We start from the raw sequence: 23,233 nt of genomic DNA, 5'->3' as shown, positions 1-23,233 counted from the left end.
ACAGGCATCGCCCTGAGGATTGGGAGCCCTAGCCCCGGGCTACGCCATCCTCACCATAGCCGACAACCTTCAGCGACTCACCATCGTCAGCAACCGTAACCTCTACTCGGTCACCATCGCGAACATCGCCCGCGAGCAGTCGACGTGCCAGCTCATCGCCGATTGCCTTCTGCACCAGGCGACGCAGCGGACGGGCACCATAGGCCGGGTCGTAGCCGCGCTCCGACAGCCAATCCAGTGCCCCATCCGAGACATCCAGCACCAGACGACGTGCAGCCAAACGCTCCGCCAGGTTGCGAACCTGAATGTCCACAATGCCGCGCAGCTGCTCGGAGGTCAGCGGATCGAAGATCACTACATCGTCGAGACGGTTGATGAACTCCGGCTTGAAGGCCATCTTGACCGCATCCATGATCTGTTCATGCGTACCACCAGCACCGAGGTTGGAGGTGAGAATCAGAATCGTGTTTCGGAAGTCCACGGTTCGCCCCTGACCATCAGTCAGGCGCCCCTCATCGAGCACCTGCAGGAGCACATCGAACACGTCCGGGTGAGCCTTCTCAACCTCGTCGAAAAGCACGACGGTGTACGGACGGCGACGAACAGCCTCGGTGAGCTGACCGCCAGCGTCGTAGCCGACGTATCCGGGAGGGGCACCAATCAGACGAGCGACAGAGTGCTTCTCGCCGTACTCGGACATATCGATGCGAACCATCGCACGCTCATCGTCGAAGAGGAACTCCGCCAGCGCCTTGGCCAGCTCCGTCTTACCAACGCCAGTTGGACCGAGGAACAGGAAGGAACCAGTCGGACGGTTCGGATCGGCAACACCCGCACGCGAACGGCGGACAGCATCGGAGACAGCCTCCACAGCGGCATTCTGACCAACGACGCGACGGCCGAGGTTGCGCTCCATTTCCAGTAGCTTCTCGGTTTCGCCCTGCATCATCTTGCCAGCCGGGATACCCGTCCAGGCGGAGACAACCTCAGCGACTTCCTGAGGCGTGACCTCCTCCTTGAGCATGGAGTTTTCCTCTGCGTCAGCGACCGATTCCTCGGCGGTCTCCAGCTTCTTCTCCAACTCAGGAATGCGCCCGTAACGCAGCTCTGCGACGCGCCCGTAGTCACCTTCGCGCTCAGCCTTTTCGGACTCAGTGCGCAGGGCATCGAGCTCTTCGCGAACGGAGCGAACATCATCAATCGAGGACTTCTCGTTCTGCCAGCGAGTCTTCAGAGCGTTGAGCTTCTCACGCTCATCTGCAAGTTCCTCACGGAGCTTGTCCAGACGCTCCTTCGACGCGATGTCAGTTTCCTTCTCCAGGGCCATTTCCTCGATTTCGAGGCGGCGCACAATACGTTCCGCGGAGTCGATTTCCTCCGGCGAGGAGTCAATCTCCATACGCAAACGCGATGCGGCCTCATCCACCAGGTCGATAGCCTTATCCGGCAGGAAGCGGGATGTGATGTAGCGATCCGACAGCGTTGCTGCCGCGACTAGCGCGGAGTCCTGGATACGAACACCGTGGTGGACCTCGTAGCGTTCCTTCAGGCCACGCAGAATGCCAATGGCGTCCTCAACGCTCGGCTCACCGACAAAGACCTGCTGGAAACGACGCTCCAGCGCAGCATCCTTCTCGATGTACTTGCGGTACTCATCCAGAGTCGTCGCACCGACCAGGCGCAACTCACCACGAGCCAGCATCGGCTTAATCATATTGCCCGCATCCATCGAGCCATCACCTGTGGCACCAGCGCCAACGATGGTGTGAATCTCGTCGATGAAGGTAATAATCTGACCGTCGGATTCCTTAATCTCGTCCAGAACCGCCTTCAGGCGCTCCTCGAACTCACCGCGGTACTTCGCACCGGCGACCATGGAACCTAGATCCAGGCTCATCAGCGTCTTGCCCTTCAGGGATTCCGGCACGTCACCTGCAACAATGCGGCGTGCGAGCCCTTCTACAATGGCCGTCTTACCAACGCCCGGCTCACCAATGAGCACAGGGTTGTTCTTGGTGCGACGACTTAGGACCTGAACCACGCGACGAATCTCCGCATCGCGGCCAATAACTGGGTCAATCTTGCCCTCACGTGCCCGCGCGGTTAAATCCGTCGCATACTTTTCCAGAGCCTGGTACTGCTCTTCTGGATTTTCCGTTGTAACCTTCCTCGATCCACGCACGCTAGTCAGCGCGCCCTTTAATGCCTCGGCAGTAGCGCCCGCCGACTGCAGCACAGTTGCCGCCTCCGACTGGCCAGTTGCTACACCGATAAGCAGAATTTCCGTGGAGACATACTCGTCTCCAAGCTCACCCGCCAGCTCCTCCGCAGCGTTCAACGCATTAACAGCATCCCTATTAAACTGCGGGTTCGCCATATTCGCCCCGCTTGCCGACGGGTACCCAGCGACCAGCTCCTTAGCGCGGGTCAAAACCCCGGAAGGATTAACACCCGCTGCCTCAAGCAGCGGAGCCGCAATACCCTCCTTTTGCTCCAGTAGCGCTACCAGAATGTGCCCAGGCCGGATATCCGGATTACCTGCGCTGGTAGCGGCCTTCATAGCTTCCTGGAGAACTTCTCCAGTCTTAGTTGTTGGTGTAAAACTCATAACTTGCGCCCCTTTGACTCAACTTTGTCATTCACTACCCATAACGCATTCAGCCTTGAGTCTGTTCCACTCAACTTCAAATTTTACAATTTCATACTGTGATTCACGCCACATCCACAGCGAAAAGGATTGCGCTCGGCAGCGTCGTTAAGCGCAGTAGCGCACCGGAAAGCACTAGAAAACATTGGAGAGCTCCAGAAACCACGTGCGGACACACTCCGACACACCGCCCAACGCCCTCACCAGCGCACTCCAGCCTGATTCGACTTCCCCCATGTGAGTGATGGGCGGGCAGCGCACTCATACTGTTTTGGTTACCCTGGTAGATGACATTCCTTCATTCTCACGAAAGGACTCGAATGAACATCGAGCAGGCACGTCAGATGACTGAGGGCAAGGGCTTCATCGCCGCTCTCGACCAGTCCGGTGGATCTACCCCGAAGGCTCTGCGCCTGTACGGCATCAACGAGGATCAGTACTCGAACGAAGATGAAATGTTCGACCTGGTTCACGAGATGCGTACCCGCATCATCACTTCCCCGTCCTTCAACTCTGAGCAGATTATTGGCGCGATTCTCTTCGAGCAGACCATGGATCGCGACATTGAGGGAATCCCGACCGCTCAGTACCTGTGGGAAAAGAAGGGCATCGTCCCGTTCCTGAAGACCGACAAGGGCCTGGCAGACAAGGAAAACGGCGTTCAGCTTATGAAGCCGTGCCCGGGCCTGGATGAGCTGCTGGAGCGCGCTGTCGCTAAGGGCATCTTCGGCACCAAGATGCGTTCCTTCATTGCTGAGGCAAACGAAGAGGGCATCAAGGCCAACATTGCTCAGCAGTTCGAGTTCGGCAAGCAGGTTCTGTCCCACGGTCTGGTTCCGATTCTGGAGCCGGAGGTCGACATCAACGCTGCTGACAAGGCAGAGGCTGAGGACATTGTCCTGCGCGAGTTGCTCGCCGGCCTGGATGACCTGGCTGATGACCAGAAGGTCATGATCAAGGTTTCCATCCCCACCAAGGATGACCTTTACAAGCCGCTGATTGAGCACCCTAAGGTCATGCGCGTCGTTGCCCTGTCCGGTGGCTACGAGCGCGAGGACGCCAACGAGCGCCTGTCCCGCAACCACGGCATGATTGCTTCCTTCTCCCGTGCACTGTCTGAGGGCCTGTCCGCTCAGCAGTCCGATGAAGAGTTCAACGCAACCATGGCTGAGTCCGTCAAGGGCATCTACGAGGCTTCGATTTCCTAATCGTCTGCTTTGCATCTGCGCTTCGCTGTGCATCTGTGCCTGTGGGTGCCTCTAGGTAGCCGCTAGCGCAACTAAAAAAACTCCCGCACCAGGTTTTCTTGGTGCGGGAGTTTTTTAATCGCGCCCCTGGTAGTCAAATACCGGCAGCGACCAGCCACGCCACAGCGCCGCTAGTCGAATGAACAGCGCCGACAGTACAGCGCAGATAATGTTGATGCTCTCGTGCAGGCCAACCATGTCGAGCACGTAGTAAAGCGTCGCCGCGACGACTGCGATGGAGGCATAGAGCTCCTTTTGGAACACCAGCGGGACGCGGTCACACATCAGGTCGCGGAGCACACCTCCAAACGCACCGGTAAGAACGGCGCCGACAATAGCGATGATGACACCGTGCCCCATCTCCATGGCCACGCGGGCACCAATGATGGAAAACGCCGACAAACCGATCGCGTCAGCGACCAAGAACACGACTCGGAAGTGCTTCATCAGGAAGTCAGCCAACAGCACCGTGATCAGTGCTGCACCGACGATAACCAGCAAATATTGTGGGCTTGCAACCCACACCAACGGATAGTGGCCGAGAATGACATCGCGCAGGGTACCACCGCCGATAGCAGTCATGCACGCAATTGTTGAAACCCCAAAGAGATCCATGCGCATTCGACCGGCCGCTAGTGCGCCGGTGACGCCTTCGGCCGTAATTCCAATGACCCAGAGGATGTGGAGCAGCATGATTAGAAATATAAAGGACTTCGCCCGAATCGGTAGAACTATAGGCTAATATCCCGCAATCTTCGCTCCCCACTCCTGCTTTCAGCTCGGCTCGCCCCTCTTCATTGCTTCCCAGCTAGCCCTGATCGCGAATTTCCAGCACCGGAATCGAGCGGCGAATCCGTTCCACCTCCGCTATATCAACATCGGCGACAAGCAACTGCGGGCTGTAGCCCGCCGAAGCAATAACCCCACCGTCCGCATTGACCAGCATAGAGTGCCCCGCGCCGGTCGGCCCCTCATCCTTGCCTGCAGCCTTCGCTCCACCAGGCCGTGCCGCATCAACGGCCGCGATCACGCAAGTGCTGTCCAAGGCACGTGCCGAAACCAGGGTCTGCCACTGCGTCACCTTGCCCGGACCATCATTCCACGATGCAGGCAGCGCGATGACCTCCGCACCCAGGTTGGCCAGTTGAATGAATTGCTCCGGAAACCTGATGTCAAAGCATGTCGCAAGGCCGAGGGCGACCGACGATCCGTCGGCAAGCGGGACATCACACACCACGTGCGCGTTGCCCGGCGCGACGGTATCGGATTCGCGAAACTCGAAAGCGTCGAAGAGGTGGAGCTTGTCGTAGAACTCGACACCGGGGCCGTCCTCATCACGCCAAGCCAGGAGCAGCGAATTGAAGACGCGGTGCATCGTCTTACCGTCGCGCTCCACCTCATCTGCCGGGCGGAACATGCCGACCACCACGCTGATTCCAGCAACGTGAGCGGCCTGCGAGATCTCCGCTACGAACTTATCGCTGCTGGACTCCGCCACCACGTCAAGACGACCGGAATTGAACGCCTTCATCGTGGCCTCGGGGAAGACTACCAAATCGGCATTTTCCTGTACCGCCCGCGCGATGGTCTCCTTCACTGCGTCTAGATTTTCTTCAACCGATGCTGACAATTCTAACTGAGCCAGTGCAATACGCATGCCTAAATGCTACCGACTACCCCGGATTGACTGTCCTGAAGTTATCCACAGGACGTCGCCGTGCGTTGCTATCGCTCAGAGTTATCCACAGTTCGCTGAAGATGCTCTTCCGCTGCCTTTCGCCACCCAGCAGAATCAAAAACATGGCCGAACACATCACAGTCAATCCAGCTCAACTATCCGCCTTAAGCCGCTCTTACCAGCAGATTTCCACTCGTATTGATGGTCTTTCCACCATCGTCGCAGCTGCCCCGGGAAGTGCCGACCTCACCTCTGCCTTGCCCGGCTCACGGATTGTCCCCGCTGCCTCCACTACTTGTGGGAAGTGGTCGGAATCATTGCTTGCCGCGTGCACAAACATCGACGTTATTGCGCAGGCTGCCGATGCCCTCGCGGTCAGCGCTCTCGCGCACGAGCATGACCAGTCCGCCGCCTTGGAAAAACCGTCATGGTCACGGTAGGCGAAGCGCTGCTGTGGCGTGTGGATTCGCTGGAGGTCCTCGCCCGGGCGCTGCGTTCCGGGGCGCGCGCCCTCACCGATTCCGCCGACAGTTCCCAGGGCGCACTCAACGCGCTTTCAGAGGATGACTTCGCCGGCGACAACCGCAGCGCCGCCGAGGCTTCTGTCACCCGCAGCTCCACGCGTCTGCGCCGGAGCAGCGTAGCGCTCGAACGTCTCGCCGCCTGCTGCAGCGATACCGCCGCCATGCTTAACGACGTCATCCGCGAACTTACCGACGCGGTAAACCAGGCAACCAACCTGGGGTTTCAGGTGAATCTGGTTTCTGGTGCGGTGACTCCGCCGGAGGGCATGCTGTCTACGATTGCGCGCAGCCTCGTTCATCCCAAAATTCCTTCCGGGCCTTTCACCATGGCCGAATGGCGTGCAACCTCGCAGCTTCGGATTCAGTCGGCCTTGGCTGAACTCAACCGACTCGATGAGAAGGCGGCGGACGCAATCTCAGCTCTTTCACCACTGGTGGCAAGCGGAGCTAGTGGCTCGGGTAGATTGCAGCGATCGCAGGCTGGTAGTGGTACTGGCATCACTAGCGACAAAGGGATTGACGGTGGTTGGGACTTGGAAGTTGGGAGCGGATTGGCTGGGGCGTATTCGAGTAGCCCGCTATCAGAGATAGATGCCGCCATGTCCACTCGCGCCCGGGCTTTGGGGCTGCCTCCTGGACAACTATTGGAGTCCTCGCCTGGACATTCTGCGATTGCGTTCGGTGACGTTGAGCGAGCATCGACTGTGATCACTCTCGTCCCCGGTACCAGCTCTAGCGCGGAGGACGCTAGCAGGCAGTTCGAGCGTGTAGCCGCGACCTTCCACGCCGCCGGTGGAGATCCGGAGGATGTGGCGGTGGTGTTGTTTTCCTATGACGCGCCACCCAACCTCCGTGAGGCCATACGCACCGAGTATCACAATTTTGCTGCAGAGCGGCTGCAGCACTTGCAAGCCGGTTTGATTGAGCGTTCCGGTGGTGTCGATAGCGGTGACACTGCAATTGCCGGTGGCACTACCGCCCATGCCCAGTCTCCTACTCAGCGGCACGTTGTCGCCGGCTATAGCTATGGGGCGACGGTGGTCTCGCAGGCCTCTCTTGGTAGTGGCCTCTACGCGGATAGGGTGCTGCTCATAGCTCCGCCAGGTGTTGGCCCTGGACTGGAGCGTGCAAACGACATGAAACTGCTCAAGCCGGACGGTACAGCCCGACCCGAATATGAAAATAGCCACCGTGTGGCGGTGGCGACGTCCCCGATGGACCCCATTCGTATTCCTGCCGAACTGGGGATTCATGGGAAAAACCCGGCGGATAAAGACTTCGGCGCATACACACTCAACCTGAGTGAGCGTGGCCTGTCCATGCGAGACTTGGCCGAATTCATGGTCACTCCCGTGCAGGATATTCCTCAAAAGTATCGGCACGTTCAGGGCAACCCACACATCGAACACTACTTTGACGATGAAGTTTTCACCCGCGAGACCAACCGGTGGCTAACTGATAGCTGACCGGCATCTCAGATCAACAGTTGCTTATCCGCGGCCCAAATTAACAAGCCAAGAGAAAACGGACTAAGCAGCCGACGCTGCTTAGTCCGTTCAATCACCCGTGTGGGTTATCCTCCCCAACACGATCACCTCTGCGCCCGCGCCGCGTGCGCGGCTCCCACATCACCACGGCCGTAGAGCGTGGGACGTGAACCAGTTCGCCACGCGAGCGGCGAGCCTGTGCCTTTGCCTGGTAGAGCTGCTCTCTCAGTTCTGCATTTTCCTGCTCAAGCGAATCCACCCTCTCAGTCAGGTCGATGATGGCCTTAATACCGGCCAGGTTGACGCCGTCTTCCTGACTCAGACGCTGAATCTCACGCAGCAGCGCCACATCGCGTTTAGTGTAGCGCCGACCTCCGCCGGAGGTGCGCTGCGGAGTTACTAACCCGAGTCGGTCATAATTACGCAGCGTTTGCGCATGCATGCCGGCGAGATTCGCAGCTACGGAAATGACATAGACCTCAGTGTTGTCGGACATTACTTCGCACCTGCCCAACCCTCACGAGGATTGAACCCGCTAGCACGCTCCGCTTCGACGTAGGAGCGCAATGTCGAAGTGGCATTGTCATCCAAATTGGTCGGTACCTTCACGCGCACGGTCACTAGCAGATCACCCGGAGTGCCATTGCGCTTTGGGATACCCCGACCGCGCACACGCAGTGTTCGGCCATCGGCTGTGCCAGCCGGCACACGCACGCGAATCTTGTCACCCAACGTCGGCACAGTAATGGTGCCGCCGAGTGCGAGTTCGCCGAAGCTCACCGGCACCGTGACCTCAAGGTCATTGCCGCTGCGGGTGAAGACTTCATCCGGGCGAACATGAACGGTGACAAAGAGGTCACCGGCCGGACGCCCTCGCAGTCCCGCTTCACCTTGGCCAGCAAGACGAACCTTCTGGCCGTCCACCACCCCTGCGGGGACGCGAACGGTGATGGTACGACGGCGGGTGGTCACACCGGTGCCGTTACACTGCGAGCAGGGATTCTCAATGCGAGTGCCCTGGCCACCACAGTCCGCACACGGACTGGAGAAGCCGAAGGCCCCCTTTTGCTCCTTGACATACCCCGAACCGTGACAGGTCGTACACGTCACCGGCGAGGTTCCCGGCGCTGCACCCGAACCATTGCAGTTCGTGCATGGCGACGGGTTGGTGAGCTGCAGCGGGATGGTGACACCTTGGGCGGCCTCGCGGAAATCGAGCGTAATCTCTGTCTCCACATCCGCACCACGGCGGGCCTTCTGCCGCCCGGCAGCACCAGCGCCACCATTGCGGTTTACGAAGCCGCCCAGGAAATCACCTAGGCCACCTGCACCACCAGCATTGCCACCGAATCCGGCACCTCCGCCGAAGAGATCCGACACGTCGAAGTCGAATCCACGTCCACCGGCAGCACCGGCTCCGCCGGCACCTGCGGCACCGGGGAATCGGAAACCACCTGCGAGCGCTGCACGCAGCTCATCGTATTCGCGGCGCTTGTCCTCGTCACCGACCACCGAGTATGCCTCGGAGATTCGCTTGAACTTATCTTCAGCAGCCTTGTTGCCCGGGTTCTTATCCGGGTGGTTCTCCCGGGCTAACTTGCGGTAGGCCTTTTTAATCTCGTCGAGTGACGCAGACTTAGAGACGCCCAAGTCAGCGTAATAGTCCTTATCTGCCCATTCCCGTTGAGTCATGGTGCATCTCCTCCTTTCAAAAAACTAATTCAAAGAAATCTGCGTCACTTGTGTCTCCGCTACTGCGGATCGCCGATGATTACCATCGCCGTACGGATGACACGGTCATTAATGCGGTAGCCCTTGCGCAGCACATTGGCTAGAACCTTGTCATCCCCCTCGGAGAGATCCTGGACAGCCTCGTGGATGTCCGGGTCGAATTCCTCTCCTGCAGCACCAAACTCCTCAACACCCTGTGCGGTCAGCACGCCGCGGAACTTATCCGCGAAAGCCTTCAGCGGGGTGCCGTCTGCCAAGTCGCCGTGCTCTTCAGCCCGGTCGAGGTCATCAGCCAAAACCAGCAGTTCTCCAGCCAGCTTTGCCTTTGCCTGTACGCGCTCGGCCTCACGGTCTCGGTCAACTCGACGACGGTAGTTTGCGAACTCCGCCGACAGGCGCTGCAGGTCCTCCGTACGCTCATCCAACTCACGCTGGATGGCTGCGACTGGGTCTGCAGCTTCCTCCGCGGCGGTGTCGCTGGCGGCATTTTCGGTCGCCGGCTCCACGTCGTCGTCAAGCTTGGCCTGCTCGAAGACCTCGTTGACCTGATCGGCCAGGTTGGCCGGCTCCTCCGGGGTGGGCTGGTTTCCCTGATCCTGGTCAGTCATTCTTACTTGTCCTTCTCATCCTCGTCGACGACCTCAGCGTCAACGACGTTGTCGTCAGCGTCAGCGGCCTCAGCACCCTCGGCTGCGGTTGCACCCTCAGCTGCCTGAGCCTCGTAGATAGCCTTACCCATCTCCTGGCTCTCAGTGGACAGCTTCTCGACGGCGGACTTGATGGCCTCGATGTCGGAGCCCTTCAGAGCCTCGTCGACTTCCTTGGCAGCCTCTTCAACGCGGTCGCGGATGTCCTGGGAGACCTTGTCCTCGTTCTCCGATGCGAACTTGCGGGTCTGGTAAGCCATGGACTCAGCCGAGTTGCGGACTTCCTGCTCCTCGCGGCGCTTCTTGTCCTCGTCAGCGTGCTTCTCAGCGTCCTTGATCATCTGGTCGATCTCCTCCTTGGAGAGGCCGGAGCCGTCCTGGATGGTAATCGTGTTTTCCTTACCAGTGCCCTTGTCCTTAGCGGTGACGTGGACAATGCCGTTGGCGTCGATGTCGAAGGTGACCTCAATCTGCGGGACACCACGCGGTGCCGGAGCGATTCCGCCCAGCTCGAAAGAGCCCAGCAGCTTGTTGGCAGCAGCCATCTCACGCTCACCCTGGAAGACCTGAATCTGAACGCTCGGCTGGTTGTCTTCAGCAGTGGTGAAGGTCTCCGAACGCTTGGTCGGGATAGTGGTGTTGCGCTCGATCAGCTTGGTCATGACACCGCCCTTGGTCTCAATACCCAGCGACAGCGGGGTAACGTCGAGCAGCAGCACGTCCTTGACCTCACCGCGCAGAACGCCGGCCTGCAGAGCAGCACCAACTGCGACAACCTCGTCCGGGTTAACGCCCTTGTTCGGCTCACGACCACCGGTCAGTTCCTTGACCAGCTCAGAGACTGCCGGCATACGGGTGGAGCCACCGACCAGCACAACGTGGTCAATGTCGGAAACCGCAACATCAGCATCAGCAATGACCTGCTGGAACGGCTTACGAGTGCGGTCAAGCAAATCGGAGGTGATGCGCTGGAACTCAGTACGGGACAGGGTCTCGTCCAGGAACAGCGGGTTCTTGTCAGCATCAACGGTGATGTACGGCAGGTTGATAGATGCCTGCTGCGAGGAGGACAGCTCAATCTTGGCCTTCTCAGCAGCCTCGCGCAGACGCTGCAGAGCCATCTTGTCCTTGGTCAGGTCAATGCCGTTGCTGGACTGGAACTTCTCAACCAACCAGTCAACGATGCGCTGATCCCAGTCATCGCCACCGAGCTTGTTGTCACCAGCAGTTGCGCGAACCTCAACAACACCATCGCCAATCTCCAGCAGGGAGACGTCGAAGGTACCGCCACCGAGGTCGAAGACCAGAATGGTCTGCTCCTTGTCGGACTTCTCCAGACCGTAAGCGAGTGCAGCAGCAGTCGGCTCATTAACAATGCGCAGGACGTTCAGGCCAGCAATCTGACCTGCTTCCTTGGTTGCCTGACGCTCAGCGTCGTTGAAGTAAGCCGGAACGGTAATAACCGCATCAGTGACGTCATCACCCAGGTAAGACTCAGCGTCGCGCTTCAGCTTCATCAGCGTACGAGCGGAAATCTCCTGCGGAGTGTACTTCTTGTCATCAATCTCGATGTTCCAGTCAGTACCCATATGGCGCTTGACCGAACGAATAGTGCGATCAACGTTGGTGACAGCCTGGTTCTTAGCGGACTGGCCAACCAGGACCTCACCATTCTTTGCAAATGCAACCACCGACGGAGTGGTGCGCGAACCCTCAGCGTTCGCAATCACCTGAGCCTCGCCGCCCTCGAGGACGGAGACACAGGAGTTCGTCGTACCCAAGTCAATACCAACAGCGCGTCCCATGATGAACACCTTTCTAGAAGAGTAAAAGAATTGCCCTTAAGTCTTACGCGCTCAAGTCTGCATTGCCGTAGAAAATCTGTCAAGCAAACTTGAGTGTGTCCGACTCAATGTTTGTCATGCTATGCAACGGACTATGGGGCAAAGTTATTCCCACCCGACTCAACTTTCCTAGAATAATTCGCATTAATGCAGGTCAGCGCGATAAAAAATTTTTTCAAACCATGTCCGAAAATCATCCACGGTGTCTGACAGCAAAAATTTTCCATGCAAAATCCCACCTCTGGCCTCCAGGGGGGGGAATTCCTTAGCACTAGCCCTGGGAACTTTCCTGCAAAGCGAACCGACTAATCCCCTGACGTGTTTTGCGGCCACCGGCTCATCAACAGGCCATGTCGTTGTTAACCCCATGGCCTGACACCGAATCAGCTCTGGCGGCTCCACTAATACATGTCCAACTTCTCCCCACCTACGGGGCGATTGAGCCAAGAATTCATCCCACTTATTCAGGAGTTTTTCGTGCCTCAGAATGCACAGCGACACCATTTCCCCTTTTCCCGTGGGCTCGCAGTAGCGTCGGCAAGCGCCGCACTAACCCTCACCTTCCCCGCCATTGCATCCGCACACGTGCATGCAACCCCGTCGTCTGCCCCGATTGGCGGCTACACGGATCTAGCTTTCGGGGTCGGTCATGGCTGCGACGGTTCGCCGACGACGAAGGTCGAGTTCACCATCCCGGAGGAGTTCGAAAAGGTCACGCCGAACATGAACGCGAACTGGGATGTCACGAAGGAGTCGACTGGTTCCGATGAAAATGAAAAGGTGCAGAAGGTCATCTACACCGCAAAGACGCCACTGCCGTCCGACCTGAAGGATTCACTGACACTCAGCGTGAAGGTGGCTGATGACGCGAAGCCGTCGACGGTTGAGGTGCCAACGCTGCAGACCTGTGAAAAGGGGTCGATGAACTGGGCCGAAAAGGATCACGATAGCGATTACCCAGTTCCAACCGTGGAGCTGATTGAGAAGTCTGCAGACGATGAACATAGCCACGGTCACGACCACAGCCACAACCATGGCACCAGCGAAACAGACCACGGCGATAACCACTCGGACGACGTAGAGCATTCCGCAGCTGCCACCAGCGAAGATTCGAGCAACACGCTTGGCGGCTGGGGCCTGGGACTCGGCCTTGTGGGCGCGCTCACCGGCATTGCCGCATTGGTGATTTCACTGCGCAAGCGAGGTTAAGACCACAGGCGGATTGCCACTCGGGAATCCGCCTTCACCGCGGCGCTGCCGTCCATGCCTTCACAGAGCTTACCCCATGCGAGCACATAGAGCCAGCCGATCTTGACCATGCACGCCGGAGGATAATCCGTACTGTCGGCTCGTCATTTCGGTCAACGTAGTGAACGGACAAAGCAAAGCCCTCTGCAATGACGGCTGAATCACGCGTCTAGGCTCGGATTGAGTTAGGCGATGCTTTATGGCGTTTCGATAACCGCTCGAAAGCGCCCCCGCACACATAAATATAAAAGCCGAACTAGCACTTCAGATGAACGTAGAAAACTGGATGCCGATAAGGCTGGAACAGCCCCCCCCCCAAAAAAAGTGATACCTCAAGGCAGTGGGAGATTATGCCGGCAAAACTGCAAAAACTCGAGCAGGGAAGCCTGTCCCATCCTTTGGCTTCGGCCAGGATGCAACGACGAGAGCCCCTGTTTCTGGCACCTGGTCGAGTCCTGCCAGCAGCTCAATCTGCCAGCGGTCACGCCCTAATAGATAGAGCTCCGTCGGCAAGCTTCCACCGTGAGCCACGATGCCAGGGTCCGTATCAGTGGTCTCATGCCCAATCGCCACAATGCCACGGTTGTCTATCAACCATTCGACAACCTCAACGTTCCATCCTGGATAATGGGTCACACCCTCTTCATCCGCATTGGCCATTGCCTCAGCGTCAGGCCATCGCTTTGACCAATCACTGCGAAATGCGACGAACGCACCGTCCGGGATAGAGCCATTGCGCTCCTCCCACGCTTCCACATCAGCAATCGAAGGAGAGAAATCATTATCCCGAGCGACTTCAGTAGTGAAATCTAGGACGACCAAAGGCAGAATCATCTGCTCGACGCCAATATTGTCAAGAGTTCTCGTCTCTTGGACGAAATGCACAGGCGGATCCACATGCGTACCTCACTGGCCAACAAATTGGTATTGGTCGATTTCAAATCCATGCTCAGCAACGGTGAAAAGCCGTGTTCGCTGTTCGTCGGGAAGCGCCGGGAATTTCGGCTGACCGGCGTGAAACGCGTGCGTCAAATCAACATAGGTGTGGTTTTCCCGAAGCTTGCGAGCAATGTTCCATAGTTCGTGCGTATTTGCGATGTTCTCGTTTGACATAAGGCAAAGTATATAGACAAAGCTGTCTAGTTGGCCAACATAACTACCGACACATCGAGCACCAAAAGACACCAACTCGCCCCACACGGCATCCATCAGCCCAAACAGCCTGACGACACCCGCCACCCCAGGTACCCTCGCACACAGGAAAGACTTTTCAATCCGCAGCCAAATTCTTCAGATTATGAAGTGCTGGGCTACGCATCCGGCTTTCACCAAAAATTAAGCCATCACGAAGGAGCATTTGATGACCACCTACGAAAACATCCTTACCGAAACCCGCGGTCGCGTCGGCATTATTACCCTGAACCGCCCGAAGGCGCTGAACGCCCTCAATCACAAGACCATGGAAGAGATCGGCGCAGCAGCCACCGCTTTCGACAGCGATGCAGGCATTGGCGCGATTATCATCACCGGCTCCGAGAAGGCGTTTGCCGCAGGTGCGGACATTAAGGAGATGGCGGACAAGTCCGGAACCGAGATGTACATCTCCGATTGGTTCGCACGTTGGGATGTTCTGACTTCCGTCCGCACTCCAGTTATCGCCGCCGTTAACGGCTACGCCCTGGGCGGTGGCTGCGAGGTCGCCATGATGGCGGACTTCATCATCGCTGGCGCTAAAGCCAAGTTCGGTCAGCCTGAGGTTAACCTCGGCATCTCTCCGGGTATGGGCGGCTCGCAGCGCCTCACCCGCGCAATTGGCAAGGCTAAGGCAATGGAGATGTGTCTCACCGGCCGTATGATGGGTGCCGAAGAAGCTGAGTGCGCAGGTCTGGTCGCCCGCGTCGTCGAGCCGGAGGCGCTTCTCGACGAGGCCCTGAAGGTCGCCGACACCATTGCGTCGAAGTCGCTGGTTGCCACTACCCAGATTAAGGAACAGATTAACCAGGCCTACGAAATGACGCTGTCGCAGGGACTGCTCTTTGAGCGTCGCACCTTCCACTCCCTATTCTCCTCCAATGACCAGAAGGAAGGCATGGCCGCTTTCACCGAAAAGCGTGAGGCAAACTTCACTAATTCCTAAGAGTGCGCGGGGGCGCAGGCGTGTGCGTGCAGGAGGTGCGGGGTGCGGGGCGTGTGCGCGGTAAATGTCGGCGCGAACGCCCACCAGCGCACCACACGCACGTTTTTGCCAGCTTTTTGTAGGAAGTAGCGCCGAATTCGCGGTTACTTCCTGCAAAAAGCTGGCAAAACATTTCAAGGGGGGGGGAGGCAAGGCCGCACCGGGGCCAAGACCGCCCAGGGAGGGGCCGACGCTGACCGCCGACCTCCCGCCTACCGCCCTACCCCTTCAGACCGGGGAAGTCAGTGTCCGCGTACTCGGTCGAGGCCTTGGACTCGCCGCCACCACTGGCGCGGATCTCACCTTCGCGTTTACGCAGGTCAACACCGCGAATTTTGCCGGACACCGTCTTCGGCAGTTCGTAGAACTCAAGGCGGCGAATCCTCTTGTACGGCGCCAGATTGTCGTGGCAGTACTTGAGGATCGACTCCGCCACCTCAGCGGACGGCTCGGCGGACGCCACCAACGCAACATATGCCTTAGGCACTGCCAGACGAATCGGGTCCGGCGACGGCACTACCGCCACCTCCGCCACCAAGGGATGCTCGATCACCACGGATTCGAGCTCAAACGGCGACAATCGATAGTCCGACGCCTTGAAGACGTCGTCGGCACGCCCAATGTAGGAGATGTACCCGTCGGCGTCGCGCTCGGCGATATCGCCCGAGTGGTAGTAGCCATCGGCGAAGACTTCGTCATTCTTCTCCGGCGCTCCGTAGTAACCCGGCGTGAGGCCCACGGGCCGGGGGCGAGGTTCAGGCAGATCTCGCCGGTGTCTCCGATTTCGCCGGTCGCGGGGTCAATCAGAACCACATCCATGCCTGGCAGCGGGCGACCCATCGACCCCGGCTTGACCTTCTGGCCCGGCGTGTTGGCAATCTGAACGCTGGATTCCGTCTGCCCGAAACCATCGCGAATGGAGGTCTTCCACGCCTGCTCCACAATGTTGATGAGCTCAGGATTCAGCGGCTCACCTGCAGCAACGAGCTTCTTCGGCGGGGTCTTGAGCCGGGTCAGGTCCGCCTGTACCAGCATTCGCCACACGGTCGGCGGGGCGCAGAAGCTGGTGACGCCCTCCTCGGCCATCTTGTCCATGAGCGCGGCGGCGTCGAAACGCGTGTAGTTGTACAGGAAGATTGTCGCCCCCGCAATCCACGGCGCGAAGAAGTTCGACCAGGCGTGCTTCGCCCAGCCGGGCGCGGCTACGTTGAGGTGCACATCGCCGGGCTCCAGGCCAATCCAGTACATGGTGGACAGGTGCCCCACTGAGTAGGAGGTGTGCGCGTGTTCGACAAGCTTCGCCTTGGATGTCGTGCCGGAGGTGAAGTACAGCAGCAGCGTATCGTCGGCCGCGGTCTCCTGCTGCGAGGTGAAGCCCTCCGGTGCGGTGTGCGATTCACGGTAGAAGACGGTCGGGTGCGCGCCTTGCGCCGGCTTCGCTTCCGAGCCGACCTGAATGACGGTGATGTCTGCGTCGACGCCGTCGAACTTCGTGGCATCGTCCGGGTTGACCACCACCCAGCGCACCTCGGCGCGCTCCACGCGATCTTGCAGGTCCGCTGTGCCGAGCATTGCGGTCGCAGGGTTGAGCACCAGCCCCGCCTTGATGCAGGCGAGCATTGATTCCCAGAGTTCGACCTGGTTGTTCAGCATCAACATGACGCAGTCGCCACGGCGGGCGCCGAGCCCGAGCAGCCAGTTCGCCAGCTGGTCGGAGCGCCGTGACAGTTCCGCGAAGGTGCGCCGAGTAGCACCGCCGTCGATTTCGGTGATAACCAACGCTTCCTTGTCCGCAGTCGCGGGGTCGGCGCCGAGATGGTCGAACCAGTCAAGCGCGAAGTTGAAGTGGCTAAAGCGGGGCCACTCGAAGTTTGCTCGGGCGCTTTCGTAGTCCTCCCGGTGCTTAACTAGCAGGTCTCGGGCGGCGCGGAATTGCTCGGTTACCGTTGTCATCCTGGGATTCCTTAACTGTGGTGCGACAGGTGATTTCCAGGGCCGTATCCGGCGGCGCCACGCCTCATCGCGACACCAAGAACTAGCCAAATATGACCCAGCTCTCATTTTCATGCTAGCCGTTCATTTCTTCGCCAAAACCATCTATCGACCGCAATTTCCCCCGCTTGTCGACGCCCCCAACATCTCGGCCGCCAGGCGACCAAAGGGGCAACTGTACGATTACGTGCTAAAACGTACACTCGGCCACCAACGCACGTCGCCACCGCCGACACCCCGAAGAGCCCTCGAATTTTCATTTTTGGGGGGGTAAACAAATGGGGGGGGAGAAAAAGGCACACACAGGTCGCCGCTACGTGCCCCGGGGAGGCAATACCGCCCCGAAGCCAGGCCGAAACCACCCCACCGGACATTCAGACCATCGGCATCGTAGGCGTCGGCAAGCTGGGCTCCGCGCTCGGCCAGGTCGCCGCCGCGGCCGGCTTCAAAATTCTCGCCACCTCCCGCCCAGGCCCCATGCGCGAGGCAATCATCTCCACCGTGCTGCCCACCACCACCGTCGTCGACTATGAAGAGCTAGCTTCGCTTGCCGATGTCGTCATCTTCGCGGTCCCGAATACAGAGGTGGCAAACTTCGACCTCTCCAAAGTGCGCGGAACAATTATCGACGCCACCAACCCCTGGGAGGCCACCGGAACCAACTCCGCAGAGTCCGTAACAACGGCGGACCTCGCCAAGCGATCCCCAGGGGCCCACATCGCCAAGACGCTAAACCACGTCTCCTATGAAGAACTGATTAGCGACTACCGAACCCCGGAAGAGATCGCCGAGGGCGCACCGCGCCGAGCAATCGCGGTCATGTCGACTGACCCGGCGGCCCTCGAGGCCGCACGAGCAACAGTCGAAGCCTTCGGATTTGAACCCGTGCCCGTTGACGTGAGCGTCGGCAAGCGATTTAGGCCCGACGGCAACCTTTTCGGAGCGTGTCTATCTGCAGATCAGATGAGGCAGGCGGTCGAGGAATAGAAGCGCCAACTAACTCCTGGGGCTAGTAGCGAATGGCCATGCGACCATCGATCTTGCCCTGGCGCATCAGCTCGAAGACATCATTAATCTCATGCAGCGAGCACTCCTTAACGGTCGGCTTGACCAGCCCGCGGGCGTAGAAGTCGAGAGCCTCGGCCATATCCTGGCGCGTGCCGACAAGTGAACCACGAATAGTGAGATTGCGGAAGACAATGTCGAACACACTCGCCGGGAACTCCCCCGGCGGAAGGCCATTGAAGACAATGGTTCCATCGCGGCGCGCCATACCAAGAGCCTGGCCGAACGCATCCCTATGGACAGCAGTGACCAGAATGCCGTGAGCTCCACCATCAGTATAGGCCTGAACCGCCTGGACCGGATCCTCATCCTTGGCGTTTACCACGAACTCGGCACCCCACTCCTTTGCATGGTCGAGTTTGTCTTCCGCGATATCCACGGCGATTACACGCATACCCATCGCCTTGGCGTACTGGATCGCCAAATGCCCCAATCCACCGACGCCGGAGACCACCATAAACTGACCCGGCTTCGTCTCGGAAACCTTGAGGCCCTTATATACAGTCACGCCGGCGCAGAGAATCGGCGCAGCCTCCAGGTAGTCCACGCCCTCCGGTATGCGAGCGGCATACCGCGTGTCGACCAGCATGTACTCGCCAAAGGAACCGTCCTGGGTATAGCCGCCATACTCGGCGTCGTTGCACTGAGTCTCACGACCGGTCCGGCAGTACTCACAGTCACCACACGCGGACCACAGCCATGCATTGCCGACAATGTCACCCACGCTGACCGAATGCTTTCCAGGACCGAGCTCGATCACCTCACCGATTCCCTCATGCCCCGGAATGAAGGGCGGCTCCGGCTTCACCGGCCAGTCCCCCTCTGTCGCATGCAAGTCAGTGTGGCAGACGCCGGAGGCAATCAATTTCACGAGCGCCTGATTCAGCCCCGGCTTTGGCAGATCGACGTCGCGAACATTGAGGTTTGACCCGAATTCATCAACAACTGCGGCAGTGAACTGGGAGGACTGCCCAGAACGGACACGGTCTGGCTGCACGGAGGTCATAATCAATCAACTCCTTGACTGGTCGGAAAACAACTGACGTGCAACCCCACGCTTTTTGAAAACGGTTTGCATTAGAATATTTCGTTTCGTTTGTAAAACTATGGGGCGCAAAAGTCAGCATACAGTGACGCACGCCACGCTGTACACCCTTATTTTTCTAATGGAACATATTTAGAGCATGATCAGCGGACGGAATTAAGAAACCCATTCGTTGCGAAAATCGCCGAAAACGCGCAGGTTACACCGCATAGCCATGATTTCAGCACTAATTACGGCGTTAGTTATGTACACGTCCATGGCTCGTGATACAACTCACAAGAGAACTATTTTCACTCAGCCATCACCCTGGCTGAGCCAGCCCAGAAGGAACATCATGAGCGTGCTCAACCTCGCCGAGGCGGCGACTGAGACGGCAATGATTCCGGAATCTACCGGTTTCACCATCGCGGTCGGCGTCATTGGCGTCCTCTTGTCCCTGCCCTGCTGGTTCGTCTTCATCAAGGGCTTCACCCATATGGTGAAGACCATCATGGTGGGCCAGAAGACCTACGGTCACACCGGTGACTGGGGATCACGAATCTGGACCACGATCCGCGAGATCGTTGGCCACACCAAGATGAGCAAGAAGCCGGGCGTAGCCGTGGCCCACTGGTTCGTCATGGTCGGATTCCTCCTCGGATCACTGGTCTGGTTCGAGGCATACATCCAGACCTTCTGGCCTGCCGGCGGCTGGCCAATCCTGAAGGATCTGACGCTGTGGCATTTCGTCGATGAAATCCTGGGTGTCGGTACGACCCTGGGCATCCTGACACTGATCCTCGTCCGCCAGACCAACCTGGGCAAGGAGCGCCTGAGCCGCTTCTACGGCTCCAACGCCAAGGCTGCCTACTTCGTAGAGGCTGTCGTCCTCATCGAGGGCCTGGGCATGATGTTCGTCAAGGCTGCCAAGCTGGCTACCTACGGCGACCACGGTCACACTGGCGCCGAGGTCTGGAACTGGGCGAACTTCGTCACCGGTGGTATCGCACAGATTCTGCCGGCCTCCGAAGTCATGGTGTCCATCTTCGCGCTGATTAAGCTGCTGTCCGGTATGGTCTGGCTCTTCGTTGTTGGCCGCAACCTGACTTGGGGTGTCGCATGGCACCGCTTCCTGGCATTCGCCAACATCCTGCTCAAGCGCAACGCTGATGGCTACAACGCCCTCGCTGGCGCTAAGCCGATGACCTCTAACGGCGAGATTTTGAACCTGGAAGAAGCTGACCCAGAAGTTGACTCCATGGGTACCGGTGTGGTCACCGACCACTCCTGGAAGGCTCTGCTGGACTTCACCTCTTGTACTGAGTGTGGTCGCTGCCAGGAGCAGTGCCCGGCATGGAACACTTCCAAGCCACTGTCCCCGAAGCTGCTGGTTAACCAGCTGCGTGACCACGCTTACGCTTCCGCCCCGTACCTGCTGGCTGGCGAGACCATCGAAACCGCTCGCGAGGGCGAAGGCGCTGGCGCCGCACTGCTGACCAAGCCGCTGGTTGGCGACGGCGACGAGGGCATCATCGACCAGGATGTCCTGTGGTCCTGTACCAACTGTGGTGCCTGTGTCGAGCAGTGCCCGGTTGACATTGAGCACATCGACCACATCGTTGATATGCGCCGCTACCAGGTTCTGGTTGAGTCGGACTTCCCGACCGAGCTGGCTGGCCTGTTCAAGAACCTCGAGACCAAGGGCAACCCGTGGGGCCAGAACGCTTCCACTCGTGCCGACTGGATCAACGAGGTCCGCAAGGAAGGCGTCGTCGTCCCGATTTGGGGCGAGGATGTCGAGAGCTTCGACGACACCGAGTACCTGTTCTGGGTCGGTTGTGCCGGTGCTTACGACGACAATGCGAAGAAGACCACCAAGGCTGTTGCGGAGATGCTTTACACCGCCGGTGTGAAGTACGCTGTGCTCTCCCAGGCTGAGGGTTGTACTGGTGATTCCGCTCGCCGCGCTGGTAACGAGTTCCTCTTCCAGATGCTGGCTGAGCAGAACATCGAACAGCTCGATGAGGTCTTCGACGGTGTCCCACCGAAGCAGCGCAAGATTGTCGTCACCTGTGCGCACTGCTTCAACACCTTCAAGAACGAGTACCCAGAGCTGGGCGGGCAGTACGAAGTTGTCCACCACACCCAGCTGCTAAATAAGCTGGTTCGCGCTAACCGTCTGCAGCCGGTTGCTTCCGGCCAGGGCCGCCAGGTCACCTACCACGACCCATGCTTCCTGGGCCGCCACAACAAGGTATTCGAGGCTCCGCGTGAGCTGATTGGCGCGTCCGGCGCTAACCTCGTCGAAATGCCTCGTAATAAGAACACCGGCTTCTGCTGTGGTGCTGGTGGCGCGCGTATGTGGATGGAAGAGACCATCGGTCAGCGCATCAACGTGAACCGCACCGAAGAGGCTGTCGGAACCGGTGCTGAGGCAATTGCCATCGGCTGCCCGTTCTGTAAGACGATGATGAACGATGGCGTCAACAACGTCATCGAGGACGACGAGAAGAAGCCGGAGGTCCTGGACATCGCCCAGATGCTCCGTGACTCCGTGAAGGTCGACGGCGAGCTGCCGCAGGCACGCGAACCGGAGTGGATTGAGCAGCCAGAGCGTGGCTGGGTCGATCCGAAGAAGGCTGAAGAGGAAGAGCGCCTGCGCCTCGAGGAAGAGGACGCTAAGCGCAAGAAGGCTGAGGCTGCCGAGAAGAAGAAGGCAGAGAAGGCTGCTGCCGGCGCTGGTGCCGCAGCTGCTGGTGCTGCTGCAGGCGCTGCCACCAAGGGCGGCGCTCCGACTCCGGGTGGTGCCAAGAAGGGCGCTCCATCTCCAGGTGGAGCACCGAAGCCAGGCGGAGCAAAGGGCGGAGCACCGACCCCGGGTGGTGCCAAGAAGGGCGCTCCATCTCCAGGTGGAGCTCCAAAGCCTGGCGGCGCTAAGGCCGGTGCTCCAACTCCGGGCAGCGCCAAGAAGGGTGCCCCGCCCCCAGGTGGCGCCAAGTCCGGTGCCCCAACTCCGGGCGGCGCCAAGAAGGGTGCCCCGACCCCAGGTGGCGCCAAGTCCGGTGCCCCAACTCCGGGCGGCGCCAAGAAGGGTGCCCCGACCCCAGGTGGCGCCAAGTCCGGTGCCCCGACCCCAGGTGGCGCGAAGAAGGGTGCTCCGGTTCCGGGCGGCGCCAAGGCTGCTAAGCCGGCCACGCAGGCAGAGCCAGCAGCTGCGGAAACCGAAGCTCCGGCTGAGACCCCGAAGGCAACCAAGGGCGCACCGATTCCGGGTGGCGCACGCAAGGGCGCCCCTGTCCCAGGTGGCGCTAAGAAGGCAGCTCCAGCCGCCAAGCCGAAGGCCGAGGAAGCTACTCCTGCCGAGGACACCGCTGCCGAGGTAGCGGCCACCGAGTCCAAGCAGCCAGCAGCTGAGCAGCCGAAGACCGCATCCGGTGTTCCGGTTCCGGGCGGCGCACGTAAGGGTGCTCCGATTCCGGGTGGCGCACGCAAGGCCAAGCCAGTCGCTAGCGCCCCTGCCCCGGCAGTCGAGGAAACCGAGACTCAGGAAGCATCTGCCCAGCCAGAGGCGGAGCAGGCTCCGGAACAGCCAGAGGTTACCGAAGAGCAGGCGACGGAAGAAGCCACCTCCACCGAGCAGGCTGCTGATGCTCCTGCCGAGGAGACGCAGGCACCGTCGGCAAGCGCTAAGAACCTTCCGCGCAACCAGCACGGAGTTCCGCTGCCAGGATCGGCGCGACGTAAGTAACGCTCCCTAAATAAGCGAGAATCCGCCCGAGAGGTTATTCTTCCCGGGCGGATTTTTTGTGCTTTACGACGACCCCTGCGCCACGGCATTAATCATGCAAATGGCACTCTCAACCGCACTGACAATATATTGATTACTGCATCCCGTTAGAGATGACCGCGTTGTGGTGTGGAAA

At 59.2% G+C, this 23,233-nt stretch carries 17 protein-coding genes and 1 pseudogene; 7 read left to right on the top strand and 11 right to left on the bottom strand.

Annotated elements, in window-relative coordinates; genetic code table 11:
• Window positions 1–28: 28 nt before the first annotated feature.
• Entirely contained in the window at window positions 29–2,608 is a 2,580-nt protein-coding gene (gene clpB / locus I6J19_RS03910; protein WP_038626778.1) for an ATP-dependent chaperone ClpB, read from the bottom strand.
• A 359-nt stretch (window positions 2,609–2,967) separates the two neighbouring features.
• Between clpB and I6J19_RS03905 the strand changes: the two genes are divergently transcribed.
• Window positions 2,968–3,855 carry a fructose bisphosphate aldolase gene (locus I6J19_RS03905; protein ID WP_038626781.1) on the top strand — a complete coding sequence of 296 codons (888 nt, stop codon included), beginning with the start codon at window positions 2,968–2,970 and terminating at the stop codon, window positions 3,853–3,855.
• A gap of 114 nt (window positions 3,856–3,969) precedes the next feature.
• Here I6J19_RS03905 and I6J19_RS03900 read toward each other — a convergent pair whose 3' ends face one another.
• Together I6J19_RS03900 and I6J19_RS03895 are read right to left on the bottom strand one after the other, a co-directional pair.
• A complete protein-coding gene (locus tag I6J19_RS03900) occupies window positions 3,970–4,587 on the bottom strand; it encodes a trimeric intracellular cation channel family protein (protein ID WP_038626783.1) in 618 nt (205 codons plus the stop codon).
• Window positions 4,588–4,702: 115 nt separating this feature from the next.
• A complete protein-coding gene (locus I6J19_RS03895; protein WP_038626785.1) occupies window positions 4,703–5,551 on the bottom strand; it encodes a nitrilase-related carbon-nitrogen hydrolase in 849 nt (282 codons plus the stop codon).
• A 143-nt stretch (window positions 5,552–5,694) separates the two neighbouring features.
• Here I6J19_RS03895 and I6J19_RS03890 point away from each other — a divergent pair, with 143 nt between their 5' ends.
• Window positions 5,695–6,012 carry a hypothetical protein gene (locus tag I6J19_RS03890; RefSeq protein WP_038626786.1) on the top strand — a complete coding sequence of 106 codons (318 nt, stop codon included), beginning with the start codon at window positions 5,695–5,697 and terminating at the stop codon, window positions 6,010–6,012.
• Complete coding sequence (locus I6J19_RS03885) at window positions 6,000–7,562, top strand: alpha/beta hydrolase (protein ID WP_187402510.1); 1,563 nt, start codon at window positions 6,000–6,002, stop codon at window positions 7,560–7,562. Before I6J19_RS03890 ends, I6J19_RS03885 begins: the two co-directional genes overlap by 13 nt.
• A 94-nt stretch (window positions 7,563–7,656) precedes the next feature.
• On the opposite strand, the gene I6J19_RS03880 is transcribed toward I6J19_RS03885, so the two are convergent.
• From I6J19_RS03880 to dnaK, 4 genes are read right to left on the bottom strand one after another with little or no spacing between them, the layout of a single operon-like run.
• Window positions 7,657–8,079 (bottom strand): heat shock protein transcriptional repressor HspR, encoded by a 423-nt coding sequence (locus I6J19_RS03880; protein ID WP_038626791.1) that lies wholly within the window; start codon window positions 8,077–8,079, stop codon window positions 7,657–7,659.
• Window positions 8,079–9,275, bottom strand: a complete 1,197-nt coding sequence (dnaJ, locus tag I6J19_RS03875) for a molecular chaperone DnaJ (protein WP_038626794.1) — start codon at window positions 9,273–9,275, stop codon at window positions 8,079–8,081. The genes I6J19_RS03880 and dnaJ overlap by 1 nt, the downstream gene beginning before the upstream one ends.
• Before the next feature lie 59 nt (window positions 9,276–9,334).
• On the bottom strand, window positions 9,335–9,922 hold the full coding sequence (gene grpE / locus I6J19_RS03870; RefSeq protein WP_187402511.1) for a nucleotide exchange factor GrpE: 588 nt from the start codon (window positions 9,920–9,922) through the stop codon (window positions 9,335–9,337).
• Window positions 9,923–9,924: 2 nt separating this feature from the next.
• On the bottom strand, window positions 9,925–11,766 hold the full coding sequence (gene dnaK, locus I6J19_RS03865) for a molecular chaperone DnaK (protein WP_038626797.1): 1,842 nt from the start codon (window positions 11,764–11,766) through the stop codon (window positions 9,925–9,927).
• Window positions 11,767–12,282: 516 nt separating this feature from the next.
• On the opposite strand from dnaK, the gene I6J19_RS03860 reads away from it, so the two are divergent.
• Window positions 12,283–13,014, top strand: a complete 732-nt coding sequence (locus I6J19_RS03860) for a YcnI family protein (protein WP_038626799.1) — start codon at window positions 12,283–12,285, stop codon at window positions 13,012–13,014.
• A gap of 387 nt (window positions 13,015–13,401) precedes the next feature.
• Here I6J19_RS03860 and I6J19_RS03855 read toward each other — a convergent pair whose 3' ends face one another.
• Together I6J19_RS03855 and I6J19_RS10865 are read right to left on the bottom strand one after the other, a co-directional pair.
• Window positions 13,402–13,938, bottom strand: a complete 537-nt coding sequence (locus tag I6J19_RS03855) for a cyclase family protein (protein WP_235191274.1) — start codon at window positions 13,936–13,938, stop codon at window positions 13,402–13,404.
• A gap of 21 nt (window positions 13,939–13,959) precedes the next feature.
• Window positions 13,960–14,166 carry a cyclase family protein gene (locus I6J19_RS10865; protein WP_235191275.1) on the bottom strand — a complete coding sequence of 69 codons (207 nt, stop codon included), beginning with the start codon at window positions 14,164–14,166 and terminating at the stop codon, window positions 13,960–13,962.
• A 247-nt stretch (window positions 14,167–14,413) separates the two neighbouring features.
• On the opposite strand from I6J19_RS10865, the gene I6J19_RS03850 reads away from it, so the two are divergent.
• Window positions 14,414–15,190 carry an enoyl-CoA hydratase gene (locus I6J19_RS03850; protein ID WP_038626800.1) on the top strand — a complete coding sequence of 259 codons (777 nt, stop codon included), beginning with the start codon at window positions 14,414–14,416 and terminating at the stop codon, window positions 15,188–15,190.
• A 259-nt stretch (window positions 15,191–15,449) separates the two neighbouring features.
• On the opposite strand, the pseudogene I6J19_RS03845 reads toward I6J19_RS03850, so the two are convergent.
• A pseudogene (locus I6J19_RS03845) lies at window positions 15,450–17,182 on the bottom strand (AMP-binding protein).
• Window positions 17,183–17,338: 156 nt separating this feature from the next.
• Here I6J19_RS03845 and I6J19_RS03840 point away from each other — a divergent pair.
• On the top strand, window positions 17,339–18,208 hold the full coding sequence (locus tag I6J19_RS03840; protein ID WP_187402521.1) for an NADPH-dependent F420 reductase: 870 nt from the start codon (window positions 17,339–17,341) through the stop codon (window positions 18,206–18,208).
• A 22-nt stretch (window positions 18,209–18,230) separates the two neighbouring features.
• Here I6J19_RS03840 and adhP read toward each other — a convergent pair whose 3' ends face one another.
• Window positions 18,231–19,292, bottom strand: a complete 1,062-nt coding sequence (adhP, locus tag I6J19_RS03835; protein ID WP_038626805.1) for an alcohol dehydrogenase AdhP — start codon at window positions 19,290–19,292, stop codon at window positions 18,231–18,233.
• A gap of 373 nt (window positions 19,293–19,665) precedes the next feature.
• Here adhP and I6J19_RS03830 point away from each other — a divergent pair, with 373 nt between their 5' ends.
• Window positions 19,666–23,058 (top strand): (Fe-S)-binding protein, encoded by a 3,393-nt coding sequence (locus I6J19_RS03830; RefSeq protein ID WP_187402512.1) that lies wholly within the window; start codon window positions 19,666–19,668, stop codon window positions 23,056–23,058.
• Window positions 23,059–23,233: the final 175 nt, after the last annotated feature.

This window comes from Corynebacterium amycolatum (assembly GCF_016889425.1).
Lineage (GTDB): Bacteria > Actinomycetota > Actinomycetes > Mycobacteriales > Mycobacteriaceae > Corynebacterium > Corynebacterium amycolatum.
This window is presented reverse-complemented; position numbering and strand designations above follow the sequence as displayed.

What these genes read in the sequence shown, in the direction of transcription:
- clpB (WP_038626778.1), bottom strand. Translation starts at nt 2,608, where the DNA reads ATGAGTTTTACACCAACAACTAAGACTGGAGAAGTTCTCCAGGAAGCT.
- I6J19_RS03905 (WP_038626781.1), top strand. Translation starts at nt 2,968, where the DNA reads ATGAACATCGAGCAGGCACGTCAGATGACTGAGGGCAAGGGCTTCATC.
- I6J19_RS03900 (WP_038626783.1), bottom strand. Translation starts at nt 4,587, where the DNA reads ATGCTGCTCCACATCCTCTGGGTCATTGGAATTACGGCCGAAGGCGTC.
- I6J19_RS03895 (WP_038626785.1), bottom strand. Translation starts at nt 5,551, where the DNA reads ATGCGTATTGCACTGGCTCAGTTAGAATTGTCAGCATCGGTTGAAGAA.
- I6J19_RS03890 (WP_038626786.1), top strand. Translation starts at nt 5,695, where the DNA reads ATGGCCGAACACATCACAGTCAATCCAGCTCAACTATCCGCCTTAAGC.
- I6J19_RS03885 (WP_187402510.1), top strand. Translation starts at nt 6,000, where the DNA reads ATGGTCACGGTAGGCGAAGCGCTGCTGTGGCGTGTGGATTCGCTGGAG.
- I6J19_RS03880 (WP_038626791.1), bottom strand. Translation starts at nt 8,079, where the DNA reads ATGTCCGACAACACTGAGGTCTATGTCATTTCCGTAGCTGCGAATCTC.
- dnaJ (WP_038626794.1), bottom strand. Translation starts at nt 9,275, where the DNA reads ATGACTCAACGGGAATGGGCAGATAAGGACTATTACGCTGACTTGGGC.
- grpE (WP_187402511.1), bottom strand. Translation starts at nt 9,922, where the DNA reads ATGACTGACCAGGATCAGGGAAACCAGCCCACCCCGGAGGAGCCGGCC.
- dnaK (WP_038626797.1), bottom strand. Translation starts at nt 11,766, where the DNA reads ATGGGACGCGCTGTTGGTATTGACTTGGGTACGACGAACTCCTGTGTC.
- I6J19_RS10865 (WP_235191275.1), bottom strand. Translation starts at nt 14,166, where the DNA reads ATGTCAAACGAGAACATCGCAAATACGCACGAACTATGGAACATTGCT.
- I6J19_RS03850 (WP_038626800.1), top strand. Translation starts at nt 14,414, where the DNA reads ATGACCACCTACGAAAACATCCTTACCGAAACCCGCGGTCGCGTCGGC.
- adhP (WP_038626805.1), bottom strand. Translation starts at nt 19,292, where the DNA reads ATGACCTCCGTGCAGCCAGACCGTGTCCGTTCTGGGCAGTCCTCCCAG.
- I6J19_RS03830 (WP_187402512.1), top strand. Translation starts at nt 19,666, where the DNA reads ATGAGCGTGCTCAACCTCGCCGAGGCGGCGACTGAGACGGCAATGATT.